Origin of the sequence: Nonomuraea sp. CA-143628 (genome assembly GCF_050942315.1) — a bacterium.
GTDB lineage: Bacteria > Actinomycetota > Actinomycetes > Streptosporangiales > Streptosporangiaceae > Nonomuraea.
In genome coordinates, this window is the sequence record NZ_CP192072.1 from 444,716 (window position 1) to 457,303 (window position 12,588).

At 68.7% G+C, this 12,588-nt stretch carries 9 protein-coding genes; 5 read left to right on the plus strand and 4 right to left on the minus strand.

Annotated features, from left to right (window positions below):
- Window positions 1-17: 17 nt before the first annotated feature.
- Both ACQP2T_RS02150 and ACQP2T_RS02155 read right to left on the minus strand, forming a co-directional pair.
- Window positions 18-977: a 4-hydroxy-3-methylbut-2-enyl diphosphate reductase gene (locus tag ACQP2T_RS02150; RefSeq protein WP_433514509.1), complete on the minus strand. Its 960-nt coding sequence runs from the start codon at window positions 975-977 to the stop codon at window positions 18-20.
- An 11-nt stretch (window positions 978-988) separates the two neighbouring features.
- A complete protein-coding gene (locus ACQP2T_RS02155) occupies window positions 989-2,038 on the minus strand; it encodes a polyprenyl synthetase family protein (protein WP_358533430.1) in 1,050 nt (349 codons plus the stop codon).
- 293 nt (window positions 2,039-2,331) lie between these two features.
- Here ACQP2T_RS02155 and ACQP2T_RS02160 point away from each other — a divergent pair, with 293 nt between their 5' ends.
- A complete protein-coding gene (locus tag ACQP2T_RS02160; protein ID WP_433514510.1) occupies window positions 2,332-2,811 on the plus strand; it encodes an ATP-binding protein in 480 nt (159 codons plus the stop codon).
- A gap of 141 nt (window positions 2,812-2,952) precedes the next feature.
- Window positions 2,953-3,780 carry a hypothetical protein gene (locus tag ACQP2T_RS02165; protein WP_433514511.1) on the plus strand — a complete coding sequence of 276 codons (828 nt, stop codon included), beginning with the start codon at window positions 2,953-2,955 and terminating at the stop codon, window positions 3,778-3,780.
- Between the two features lie 4 nt (window positions 3,781-3,784).
- Here the strand turns inward: ACQP2T_RS02165 and ACQP2T_RS02170 are convergent, their stop codons facing one another.
- Complete coding sequence (locus ACQP2T_RS02170; protein ID WP_357938906.1) at window positions 3,785-4,189, minus strand: STAS domain-containing protein; 405 nt, start codon at window positions 4,187-4,189, stop codon at window positions 3,785-3,787.
- A gap of 305 nt (window positions 4,190-4,494) precedes the next feature.
- On the opposite strand from ACQP2T_RS02170, the gene ACQP2T_RS02175 reads away from it, so the two are divergent.
- Window positions 4,495-5,094, plus strand: a complete 600-nt coding sequence (locus ACQP2T_RS02175) for a PRC-barrel domain-containing protein (RefSeq protein WP_433519697.1) — start codon at window positions 4,495-4,497, stop codon at window positions 5,092-5,094.
- 231 nt (window positions 5,095-5,325) lie between these two features.
- On the opposite strand, the gene ACQP2T_RS02180 is transcribed toward ACQP2T_RS02175, so the two are convergent.
- The gene (locus ACQP2T_RS02180; protein ID WP_433514512.1) at window positions 5,326-7,674 is read right to left on the minus strand and encodes a glycoside hydrolase family 6 protein; all 2,349 of its coding nucleotides are present in this window, start codon (window positions 7,672-7,674) and stop codon (window positions 5,326-5,328) included.
- 273 nt (window positions 7,675-7,947) lie between these two features.
- Here ACQP2T_RS02180 and ACQP2T_RS02185 point away from each other — a divergent pair, with 273 nt between their 5' ends.
- Together ACQP2T_RS02185 and ACQP2T_RS02190 are read left to right on the plus strand one after the other, a co-directional pair.
- A complete protein-coding gene (locus tag ACQP2T_RS02185; RefSeq protein WP_433514513.1) occupies window positions 7,948-10,875 on the plus strand; it encodes a glycoside hydrolase family 48 protein in 2,928 nt (975 codons plus the stop codon).
- 75 nt (window positions 10,876-10,950) lie between these two features.
- Window positions 10,951-12,528, plus strand: a complete 1,578-nt coding sequence (locus ACQP2T_RS02190; RefSeq protein ID WP_433514514.1) for a cellulase family glycosylhydrolase — start codon at window positions 10,951-10,953, stop codon at window positions 12,526-12,528.
- Window positions 12,529-12,588 lie beyond the last annotated feature (60 nt).

Here is a 12,588-nt window from a genome sequence, read left to right on the forward strand (position 1 = left end):
CAATCTTTAGAGGGTTGCTAGCCGGGGTTTCGAGTGGCTCTGAGTTGCGGGGGGTAGCGGAGTTCGGGCGGAAGGGAGAACGTGAGGGTCTCCTCGGTCAGCGTCACCGGCTCCACGTCGGCGTAGCCGCGGGCGGCGAGCCAGGCCAGCAACTGGCTGACCAGCTCTTCTGGGACCGAGGCGCCCGAGGTCACGCCGACGGTCCGTACGCCGTCGAGCCAGCGCTCGTCGGCGTCGCCGGCCCGGTCGACCAGGTGGGCCGCCCGCGCGCCGGCGTTCACGGCCACCTCGACGAGGCGCCGCGAGTTGGAGGAGTTGGCGGAGCCGACGACGATGACCAGGTCGCACTGGTCGGCGATCCTGGTGATCGCCTCCTGGCGGTTCTGGCTGGCGTAGCAGATGTCGTCGCTCGGCGGGTCGATGAGCTGGGGGAAGCGCTCGCGCAGCCGGGCGACGGCGTCCATGGTCTCCTCGACTGCCAGCGTGGTCTGCGACAGCCAGCTCATCCTGGCCGAGCCGACGCCCGTCAGCTCGTCGGGCCGGGCCGGATCGACCACGTGGATGCGGTCGGGCGCCTCGCCGACGGTGCCCTCCACCTCCTCGTGCTCCGCGTGGCCGATGAGCACGATCTCGTAGCCCGACTCGGCCAGGCGTACGGCCTCTCTGTGCACCTTGGTGACCAGCGGGCAGGTCGCGTCGATCGTGCGCAGACCTCGGCCGGCCGCCTCGTGCTTGATCGCGGGCGAGACGCCGTGGGCCGAGAAGACGACCAGGGCGCCCTCCGGGACCTCGTCGAGCTCGTCGACGAAGATCGCGCCCCGGCCGCTGAGGTCGTCGACCACGTAGGTGTTGTGCACGATCTGTTTGCGCACGTAGACGGGGGGTCCGTAGCGTCTGAGGGTCTCCTCGACGGTGTCGATGGCACGTTCCACACCCGCGCAATAGCCGCGCGGAGCCGCCAGAAGTACTCGTCCCATGGTGTTCGCTCCTACCGGTCCCGGTGCGCGAGCTGTCCGGCCAGCACGGTCAGCGCGTCGCGCGCCTCGGAAGTGATGGGCGCCGCCTCCAGCGCCTTGGCGGCCTCGCGTACCCGCTGGTCGATCATGTCCTCGACCTCGGCCAGCGCGCCGGTGTCGAGCAGGATCCCGCGCAGCTCCGCCGCCCGCTCCTCCGTCAGCTCCTGGTTGCCGTGCCAGCTGCGCAGGTAGGACAGCTGCGCGGGCGTCGCCCGTCTCAGGGCATGCGCGATCAGGACGGTGTTCTTGCCCTCGCGCATGTCGTCGAGCGCCGACTTGCCGGTGTCGGCCGAGGAGCCGAACGTGCCGAGCACGTCGTCGCGCAGCTGGAACGCCTCGCCGATCGGCACGCCGAAGCGCGAGTAGGAGTCGAGCAGGTCGGGATCCGCGCCGGCCAGGGCGCCGCCGATCTGCAGGGGGCGCTCGACGGTGTACTTGGCGGTCTTGTAGCGGATCACCGTCAGCGCCGCCGACACCGTGGCGCCCGCCCGGAGCTGGCCGAGGACGTCGAGGTATTGGCCGCTGATGACCTCGGTGCGCATGGCGTCGAACACGTGGTGGGCGCCGTGCAGCCGGGCCGGCTCCACGCCGCACGACGACAGCAGCGCGTCCGACCAGGCCAGGCTGAGCGCGCCGAGCAGGATCCCGCCCGCCTGGCCGAACGCCTCGGCGCCCGGCCCCTCGTGCAGGTCGGCCAGGCTGCGGTGGATCGTCGAGCGGCCGCGGCGCATGTCGCTGCCGTCCATGATGTCGTCGTGGATGAGCAGCCCGGCGTGGCAGAGCTCGAGCGCCGCCGCCGCACTGATGATCTCGTCGCAGTCGTCGCCCCCGGCTCCCCGCCACCCCCAGTAGCACAGCTGCGGGCGGATCCGCTTGCCGCCGCTGAGGATGAAGCTCGTCAGCAGCTCGTACGCCGCCGCCACGTCCGGATCGGACACAGGCGCGCGCCAGTCGTCCAGGAATCCATTGAGGCGCTTGTCGATGCGAGGTCCCACGGGGTCTTGCCATCCGCCGACCGCCATGCTGCAGGGCTCCTTCTGTAAAGCGTCCGCCACCAATAGTTACTCATCCAATACGGAGAGTGTAAAGTGCCTTTTTGCTGGCTCTCGGAGCGACGGGAGGTGCCCGATCCGCCCGCTCATCGGGTGGATTTGCCGACCCCGGAAACCAAGATCGCCGCTGCTGCTCGCCACGGGACAACCGGGGTTGTTTCCTGGGCGAATGCCGGTTGACGGTGTAATGCGCGGAGCGGCGGGCAGGGCGAAGGGTTGTCATTCGACGTGGTCGGACGCCCGGCGGAGATGAGGAGCTTGTCATGCGCACCCTGCTGGCCCAGTCCTTCACTCTCGATGAAGTGGCCGGGCTACGCCAGTCCGTGGCGGAGCGGGCGGCGGACTGCGGGCTGAGCGGCGCGCGGCTGGAGGACTACATCCTCGCCGTGCACGAGAGCGTCATCAACGCCGTGGAGCACGGCGGCGGGCGCGGGCACTTCACACTGTGGACGGGCGACCGGATGCTCCGCTCGGAGACCATCGACGAGGGCTCGGGCATCCCCGACGAGTACGTCGCCGAGCATCGGCGGCCGCCCGACATCGCGCCCACCGGCCGGGGCATCTATCTCATCCGCACTCTGTGCGACGGCGCCAGCTTCCACACCGGCCCCACGGGCACCACGGTCCGGCTCACGATGTGGCTGCCGCGCCTGGCCCACGTCGCGCTGCAGCGCGCGCCGATCAGGCGGATCAGGGTGGCGGCCGGGAGCGGAAAGAAGCAGCACCACGGATTTCGGGCGTAACTATTTATCCGATATCAACCAAAATTCAACCATGTCACTGCATGGTCATCCTCTGTGACTACGCAACAGCTCTCTCAGGAGCTAACTGATATCCCCCCTCGCCCTCCGGCGGAGGAGGAGGCGTCCGGCAGTGTCGTGGGGATGCTGGAGCTCATCGGCTCCGTGGTGGTCCCGGTGGGCGTCGGGCTGTACGCGATGCTGTACCTGGGCATCCAGCAGATGTACTGGGTCTTCGACATCAATCCCGAACAGGCGGGGATCGACCAGTCCGTCCTGCTCGGGCGGCTCATGGGCACACTGATCATGCTCCTGCTCATCCTGCTGCCCGTTATCGGGGTCCTGGTGGCGGTGGGGTGGCTGCTCGACAAGGTGACGGGCGGTGCGGTGAACCGGCTCGTCCAGGCCGTCAGGCGGCGGCCATGGATCGCGGCGGTGATCGCCGCCGCCTGGTGCGGGGTGACCTATCTCAGCACCACCTACCTGTTCACGCTGGAGCTCTCGCCGCTGCACGTGCTGGGGGCCCTGGTGCTCGGAGTCCTGGCGTTCGTGGTGCCGTTCCGGCTGCTGCGCCGCAAGCCGGTCGGGCGGGCCGGGATGAAGGTGCTCGTGGGCGCCCTCACCGGAATCGGGCTGGGCATGGTCCTGCTCGTCGGGCTCGTCATAGGCGCGGGCGACGTACGTAACACCGGGCAGGCCAATGACCTGCTGAACATGGTGGGGTTCCAGGACCAGTGGGTGGTGGTGAAGGACGGTGACGACAAGCCGCTGTACGACGGGCGCGACCTCATGCTGCTCGGCGAGAGCGACGGCACGTACGTCTTCTACGACTGCGACTACATGACCACCTTCCGGCGACCGGCGGAGTCGACGAACCTGGGGGACATCCGCCTCGATCCCGAGCGGGAGCCGGGCTACACCTGCGGGAGCCTGGTCAAGGACGGGGAGGCGACCAAGCCCGAGAAGAGCTGACCCATCAGGCCGCCCCGGAGCCGCCGTTGCCCGTGAGGGGGCGGCGGTGGGGAGGCTCCGGCGGGGACAGCGCGGCGGTGAGAGCGTCCTGGAGGGTGCTGTGGACCGGCAGGTGCTCACCTATCCGGGTGACCTCGACGATCCGGGCCGGCATGGGCTGCAGCGCCGCCAGGCGGACGCTGCCCCCGTGCTGCCGGGAGAAGGTATAGGTGCTGAGCAGCAGCCGGAGCCCCGCGCTGTCCATGAAGTGCACCTCCGCGAGATCGAACACGAGGTGGTCGCCGGGCCGCTGGCGGCACTCCCGGATGAAGGCGTCGAGCCTGCCCTCGTTCGTGGCGTCCAGCTCGCCGCCGACGGCGATCACCGTCGCGCCGGGCAGGTGCTGGCAGGCGTAGGTCAGCCAGGACATGGGGTGGTCCGTCGGCCACGCATGGCAGCGAGCGGACGCGGCCGCATTGGGGGATAGCTCGCCATGCCTGCACGATAGTCGGTTCGTCGCGGGATATCGCGTTACTGGCGGCTGAATCCCCCCTTTCTCCGAACAGTAATTCGCCCGCTGTTTAGCTATTTATCCGTCCAAAGCAGTACCCAAGGTGGACCCAAACCTCGCGTAGAAGGTGTGGTTTTGCGAGGTTTGGGGGTATTCGTTCACTTTGAGCCCGGTCGGCGTGCCCGCCGGGCAGACGGACGAGACTCGGGGGGATCGCCGTGGCCATGCAAACAGAGATCCGCAGCCTGCTCGGCAGCCGTGTCATCGGTGCGGACGGCGAGGAGATCGGAAAGGTGGGGCAGGTCTATCTCAACGACAGCACGGGCGAGCCCGAGTGGGTGACCGTACGCACAGGGCTTTTCGGGATGAGGCAGACATTCGTCCCGTTGATGAACGCCCGCCGGTCGGGAGAGGAGATCCGCGTTCCCTTCGACAAGGACACCATCAAGGACGCGCCCAACATCGACGTCGACGGCCGCCTCTCGCTGGAGGAAGAGGCCAGGCTCTACCGGCACTACGGCATCCGGCCCACGGGCGTGCCGTCGCAGCGCACGGCCGGCGCCGACATGGGGCTCGGCGATGAGACGGCTCACGTACACATTCACAAGTACGTGGAGGTCGAGGAGGCCATGCGGCTCCAAGGGGAGGAGACGGCGACGAGCCCCGTCGACTACCTGCGCAGCCTCCGTGGGAAGAAGCGGCCGGAGGCGGCCGGCCAGAACCGCGGTGAGCGGTACGAGGCGGAGCGGCGCGAGCCGGATCGCATGCCGCTCGACAGCGGCGACTACATGAACGAGCAGGACGAGGACGTTCCGCCCCCCTGACAGTGACGCGGGTGAGAGCGCACCAATGCAACGGCCGCACGGTGAGCGGGCGGTTGAGCGGGGGTTGAGCGAAGGCCCAGGCCGAAGAATCGGCCTGGGCCTTCGTCATGGCCGCCGGGCGACGGACGGGCAGGCGTTCGTCAGGAGACCGGCGGACGAGCGGCCGTCAAGAGACGGACAGGTTGGCGTTACGGGCCGCTGTCTGTCAGGAGACGGAGGAACAAGTGCTCGTCAGGAGACGGGCGGGTAGGCGTTCTGGAGCAGCTGGCGGAACTGGGCGGAGAACCACTGGCCGGACAGCGGCGCGTCGGGCAGCGCACCCGTCAGGTTGTGGCCGTTGAGGTCGTTGCCGGTGTAGGTGGGGTCGCACATCCGGTCGAACTTCTTGCCCTCGTCGTTCGGGATGTCCTTGCTGGCACCGTCCGACTCACCGGGCGGCTTGACCCACACGTAGGCGTCCAGGCCGGAGTCGGGGTTGGCGGTCGGCCGCGCGCCGAGGCCCGCGCCGCTCTGGTTGCACCAGTTGCCGGCGTGGATGCGCCGGTCGATGCGTGACTGGTCGACGAAGGTGTTGAGGTCCGTCGAGGTGCTCGGGCCGCTCGGGCGGGCGCTGCCGCCCCAGCCGTTGCGCGAGGTGTCGATCAGCATGCCGAGCCCCGACTTGAAGCCCTTGCCGATCAGCGCGGTGCGCAGGGCCTGGGCGAAGGACGTCTCGTCCACGTACCAGTTCCAGTCGACCCACTTGGACTGCCGGACCGAGGTGCCGTTCACCGTGGAGTTGATGGTGAAATACAGCTCCTTGGTGGCGGAGGTGTTGGCGGTGTTGACGATGAATCCGTCCACGCTGTCCACTCCGGCGGCCGCGCCTGCCGCTGTGGAGTAGAAGAGGTTGACCGACGGGTTGAAGTTCGAGTCCCAGCCGAGCCACGCGTGGTGGGCGGCGTCGATGTAGGTGTAGACGTTCGACATCGCGTGCAGCTTGTTCAGCGCGTACTGGACGCCCTGGACGTAGGCGCCGGTGGAGTTGGCCTCGGCGCACTTGGGGAAGCTCAGGTTGGTGATCAGGTTGGGCAGCGAGTCGGGCTCGATGATCGTGACGATCCGCAGGTTCGCGTACTTCGAGTCGCTCATGATGGCGGCGATCGGGTCGATGTACTCGGTCTTGTAGCGGTTGAGGCCGTTCTCGGCGACTAGCAGTTCGCCGTTGGAGGCCAGCGCCGAGCAGTCGCGGTTGGGCAGGTCGTAGATGACGAACTGCACGGTCAGCGGCGCGGAGCCGTTGGCGGCGTCCTGGGTGACGGCCGCGTCCAGGTGCGCCCGCAGGCCCATGACGGACGAGCTGCCGGCGATGGCGGCGATGCGGTCCAGCCACACGGCGGTGGAGGTGTTGGCCACCGCGGCACCGCCCGGCTCGGCCGCGGCCTTGGCCTTCCAGTTGGGGTTGACGTAGCCGGTGGCGCCCGCGTACGGGTTGTCGACGTGCCCGGCGGGCGGGGTGCCGTCGTCATCGGCCTCGGTGGCGGTGACCGTCCGGCTGGTCAGACCGCTGGAGGCGACGGTGAAGGTACGCGTGCCGTTGGTGGTGTCGGAGTCCTGGGCCGCGCCCACGGTAACGGTCTGAGCGGTGTTCCAGTTGGCGGAGGTGAAGGTGAGCGACCCGCCCGAGGTCACGGTGAGGTCGGCGTCGCCGCTGCCGGCCGTGGAGGTGACGGTCAGGTTCGCCGACGGCTGGATGGCCGGCTTGACCGTGTAGGTGGCACTGCCGCCTTCCGGTACGGTCACCGCGGTCGGGGTGACGACCAGCGACTGCGTCTGCGTGGTGTCGTCGTCGACCTCGGTGGCGTTGACGGTGGCGGCGGTGACGCCGGTTCCGCCGACGCTGAAGGCCGCCGTGCCGTTGGTGGTGTCGGAGTCCTGGGCCGCCGCGAGGGTCACGGTCTGGGCGGTGTTCCAGTTGCTCGGGGTGAAGGTGAGCGAGCCGCCGGAGCTCACGGTCAGGTCCGTGTCGCCGCTGGTCCGGGTGGTGGCGACGGTCACGTTGGCGGTGGGCGCGGCCGACAGCTTGGCGGTGAAGGTCGCCGTGCCGCCCTCGTTGACGGACACCGAGCTCGCGGAGGTGACGACTGAGGGCGTCGTCGGGTTACCGCCGCCACAGGTCACGTTGTTGACGGAGAAGGAGGCCGGGTTCGGGTTGCTGCCGCTCCACGTGCCGTTGAAGCCGATGTTGGTCGAGGCGCCGGTGGCGAGGTTGCCGTTGTACGACAGGCTCTGCCCGGTGACGCGGGTCCCGGTCTGGCTCCAGTTGGCGCCCCAGCCGCTCGGGGTGTACTTCTGCCCGGCGGTGGGGAAGTCGAAGGCCAGCGTCCACGCGGTGAGTGGGTCACCGAGGTTCTTGAGGGTGATGTTCGCGGTGAAGCCGCCCTGCCCCGGACTCGTCGTCCACGTGTTGGGTGTGTAGGAGACGTCACAGGCGACCGCGGCCTGTGCGGCCGTGGTCTGGCCGGCGACGAGCCCTAAGGTCGCCAGGCAGGCGGCGGTCGCGGTCACGGCCCATCTGCGCAGGCCGCGGTGGAGTTTCACGAGCAATCATCTCCAGGAGCTAGAGCTGATGTTTGGGAGCGCTCCCATACTGAGCCGTGCTCACGGGCGTGTACAGGGTGCGGTGAAGAGCGGCCGCACCGCCGACCCGGCATGCTCGCCGTATGTCGCGGAACGTCCATGAAACTTTCATGCCACGCAGCCAGGTGGGAGGAAATATGCGGGTCACCGGGACGGCATTCCGTTGACATCTCCATATGGCCACCGACAATCCATTTTGGGAGCGCTCCCACCCCCTACTCCCATGGAGACCTCGTGTCGTACACAATGCTCGCGCGCCTGAGAAGGCGGCTCGCACCGGCTTTCGCGCTTGTTCTCATAGCCGGGGCGACCACCGCGCTGACGGCCGCGCCCGCCAGCGCGGCCGTCGCCTGCGAGGTGACGTACACCACCAATGACTGGAGCCCCGGCTTCACCGCCAGCGTCACCATCAAGAACACCGGCGACCCGATCAACGGCTGGACGCTCGGCTTCAGTTTCCCCTCGACCACACAGAAGCTCAGCCAGGGCTGGAGCGCCACCTGGGCGCAGAACAACCAGGCCGTCACCGCCAAGAGCCTTGACTGGAACGGCAATCTGGCCACCGGCGCCTCCACCAACATCGGCTTCAACGGCACCTACATCGGCAGCAATCCGAAGCCCACCGCCTTCACCGTCAACGGCGTCACCTGCGGGGGAGCCGGCGTCAACAAGCCGCCGACCGTGGCGCTGACCTCGCCGGCCGCCGGGCAGACGTTCGCGGCGCCCGCCACGGTGCCGATCGCCGCGACCGCCGCGGACTCCGACGGCACGATCGCCAAGGTCGACTTCTACCAGGGCAGCACGCTGCTGAACAGCGACACCGCCGCCCCGTACGCCTACAGCTGGCCGAACGTGCCCGCCGGCAGCTACTCGATCACCGCCAGGGCCACCGACAACCTCGGCGCCACCACCACCTCCTCGCCCGTCGGGATCACCGTGACGGCCGACAACACGCCGGCGCTCGTGGTGAGCCCGACGAGCCTGGCCGTGCCGGAGAAGGGCACCGCGACGTTCGGCGTCCGGCTGTCGCGGGCGCCCACTGGCAACGTGGCCGTCGCCACCGCGCGGACCAGCGGTGACACCGACCTCACGGTCAGCTCGGGCGGCAGCCTGACCTTCACCACCGCCAACTGGAACACCGCGCAGAACGTCACCCTGGCCGCCGCCGACGACACCGACACGACCGCCGGCTCGGCCACCTTCACGGTGAGCGCCAGTGGCTACAGCCCGATCACGGTCACCGCCACCGAGGCCGATGACGACCTGCCGGGTGGCGACAACGAGTACGTCAGGCGGTTCACCGAGCTCTACAACGAGCTGCACGACCCCGCCAACGGCTACTTCTCGCCCGAGGGCGTGCCGTACCACTCGCTGGAGACCTTCATGGTCGAGGCGCCCGACCAGGGGCACGAGACCACGTCGGAGGCGTTCAGCTACTACCTGTGGCTGGAGGCGGTCTACGGGCAGATCACCGGTGACTGGGCCAAGTTCAACACCGCCTGGGCGACGATGGAGAAGTACATCATCCCGGCCACGGCCGACCAGCCGACCAACTCCTTCTACACCCCGTCGAAGCCGGCCACGTACATCCCCGAGTCCACCTCGATCAACAACTACCCGTCGCCGCTGGACACCAGCGTGACCGTGGGCTCCGACCCGATCGCCAACGAGCTGAAGAGCGCGTACGGCACCGGCGACATCTACGGCATGCACTGGCTGCTGGACGTCGACAACACCTACGGCTTCGGCCGCTGCGGCGACGGCACCACCAAGCCCGCCTACATCAACACCTACCAGCGCGGCCCCGAGGAGTCGGTCTTCGAGACGATCCCGCAGCCGTCCTGCGACCAGTTCAAGCACGGCGGGCCCAACGGCTATCTCGACCTGTTCGTCAAGGACAGCTCGTACGCGAAGCAGTGGAAGTACACCAATGCCCCCGACGCCGACGCACGAGCCGTGCAGGCGGCGTACTGGGCGCAGACCTGGGCCAAGGCGCAGGGCAAGGAGTCGCAGATCTCGGGGTCGGTCGCCAAGGCCGCGAAGATGGGCGACTACCTGCGGTACGCGATGTACGACAAGTACTTCAAGAAGCCCGGCTGCACCAGCCCCTCCTGCGCGGCGGGCACCGGCAAGGACGCCTCCAACTACCTGCTGTCCTGGTATTACGCCTGGGGCGGCGCGACCGACGCGAACGCCGGTTGGGCCTGGCGGATCGGCTCCAGCCACAACCACTCCGGCTACCAGAACCCGCTGGCCGCCTGGGCCCTGTCGAACGTCGCCGAGCTCAAGCCCAAGAGCTCGACCGGCGTCACCGACTGGAGCACCAGCCTGACCCGGCAGCTGCAGTTCTACACCTGGCTGCAGTCGGCCGAAGGCGCCATCGCCGGTGGCGCGACCAACAGCTGGGAAGGCCATTACGGGACGCCGCCGGCCGGTCTGCCCAAGTTCTTCGGCATGACCTATGACTGGCAGCCCGTCTACCACGACCCGCCGTCCAACCAGTGGTTCGGCTTCCAGGCGTGGACGATGGAGCGGGTGGCCGAGTACTACTACGCCACCGGCAACGCCAACGCCAAGACGCTGCTCGACAAGTGGGTCACCTGGGCGCTGGCCAACACCACGATCAACGCGGACGGCTCGTACCAGATCCCGTCCACGCTGCGCTGGACCGGTCAGCCCGCGAGTGACTTCAGCTCCACGAGCGGCATGCCCGCCGCCAACCCGGGCCTGCATGTGTCGATCGTGGACTACACGCAGGACGTCGGCGTCACCGGCGCCTACGCCAAGGCCCTGATGTACTACGCCGCCAAGGCCAACCACACGGCGGCCAGGACCACGGCCAAGGCGCTGCTCGACGGCGTCTGGAAGTACCGCGACGCCAAGGGCGTGTCGGTGCCGGAGACCAAGACGGACTACAAGCGCGTCGGCGACCCGGTGTACGTCCCGCCGGGCTGGAGCGGCACCATGCCGAACGGCGACCCGATCAACTCCAGCTCGACGTTCCTGTCGATCAGGTCCTTCTACAAGAATGACCCCGACTACGCGAGGGTCGACGCCTTCCTCAAGGGCACGGGCCCGGCGCCGGTCTTCAACTATCACCGGTTCTGGGCGCAGGTGGACGTCGCCGTCGCCCTGGCCGAGTACGGGCGGCTCTTCCCGTGATCCGTCCTTCATGATCGCCCCGCCCCGCCGCGTCCTGCCACGTCGGCGGGGCGGGTCACCATCGAAAGGCCGCCCATGAGAACCCGGCTCGCGGCGCTCGCCGCGCTGTTACTCCCGCTGCTCTTCCTCTCAGCTCCTGCGCACGCCGCCACCGGCATTCATGTGAGCGGTACGAAGATCCTCGAAGCGAACGGCCAGGAGTTCGTCATGCGCGGCACCAGCCACGCGCACACCTGGTACCCCACCCAGACCAAGGCGTTCGCCGACATCAAGTCCCTGGGCGCCAACACCGTCCGAGTCGTGCTCAGCGGCGGGCGCTGGACCGCCAACAGCGTCTCCGACGTGGCCGACATCGTCTCCCGCTGCAAGGCCAACCGGCTGATCTGCGTCCTGGAGAACCACGACACCACCGGGTACGGCGAGCAGAGCGGCGCCTACACCCTTGACCAGGCGGCCAACTACTGGATCAGCGTCAAGAGCGCCCTGGTCGGCCAGGAGAACTACGTCATCGTCAACATCGGCAACGAGCCGGTCGGCAACAACGCCGTCACCCCTGACTGGACCACCGCCACCGCCAACGCGGTCAAGAAGCTGCGCGCCAACGGCTTCGAGCACGCGCTCATGGTGGACGCGCCCAACTGGGGCCAGGACTGGCAGAACGTCATGCGCGACACCGCGCGGACCGTCTTCGACGCCGACCCCGCCAAGAACACGATCTTCTCGGTGCACATGTACGGCGTGTACGACACGGCCGCGGAGATCACCACCTACCTGGACGCGTTCAGGACCGCCGGGCTGCCGCTGGTGATCGGCGAGTTCGGCTTCAACCACTCCGACGGCGACCCGGACGAGGACACGATCATGGCCCAGTCCGTGAGCCGGGGCCTCGGCTACCTGGGCTGGTCGTGGAGCGGCAACGGCGGCGGCGTCGAGTACCTCGACCAGGTCACCAACTTCGACGTCAACCAGCTCACGTCATGGGGTCAGCGGCTCTTCAACGGCGCCAACGGCATCGCGGCCACCTCGCGCGAGGCGTCGGTGTACGGCGGCGGCACCCCCGACCCGACCCCGCCCAGCGTGCCCGGCACCCCGGTCGCCTCCGGCGTCACCTCGACGGGGGCCACGCTGAGCTGGACCGCCTCCACCGACAACGTGCGCGTGACCGGGTATGACGTCTACCGGGCGCCGAGCACGCTGCTCGGCCAGTCGGCGACCAACTCGATCACGCTGAGCGGGCTGACCCCCGCGACCGCCTACCAGGTCTACGTGAAGGCCAGGGACGCGGCGGGCAACGTGTCGGGGCAGTCGGGCCAGGTCACCTTCACCACCCTCAGTGGTGGTGGCGGGGGATGCACGGCCGTCGCGACCGTACAGACCCAGTGGAGCAGCGGGTACGTCGTGCAGCCCGTGACTGTGACCAACACCAGCGGCGCGGCCAAGACCAGCTGGACGGTGACGTTCACGCTGCCCGCCGGGCACGTGCTCACCGGCTCATGGAACGCCGCGGTGACGGTGAGCGGGCAGACCGTGACGGCCAGGAACCTGAGCTACAACGGCGCGCTCGGGCCGAACGCGAGCACCGCCTTCGGCTTCCAGGCCAGCCGGCCGAACGGCCAGACCACTGTGCCGTCCGGCTACACCTGCGCGAACTGAACCACGGACCGGCCGGTGCGGCTCGCCACACCGGCCGGTCAACGCCTGCGAACCGGCCGG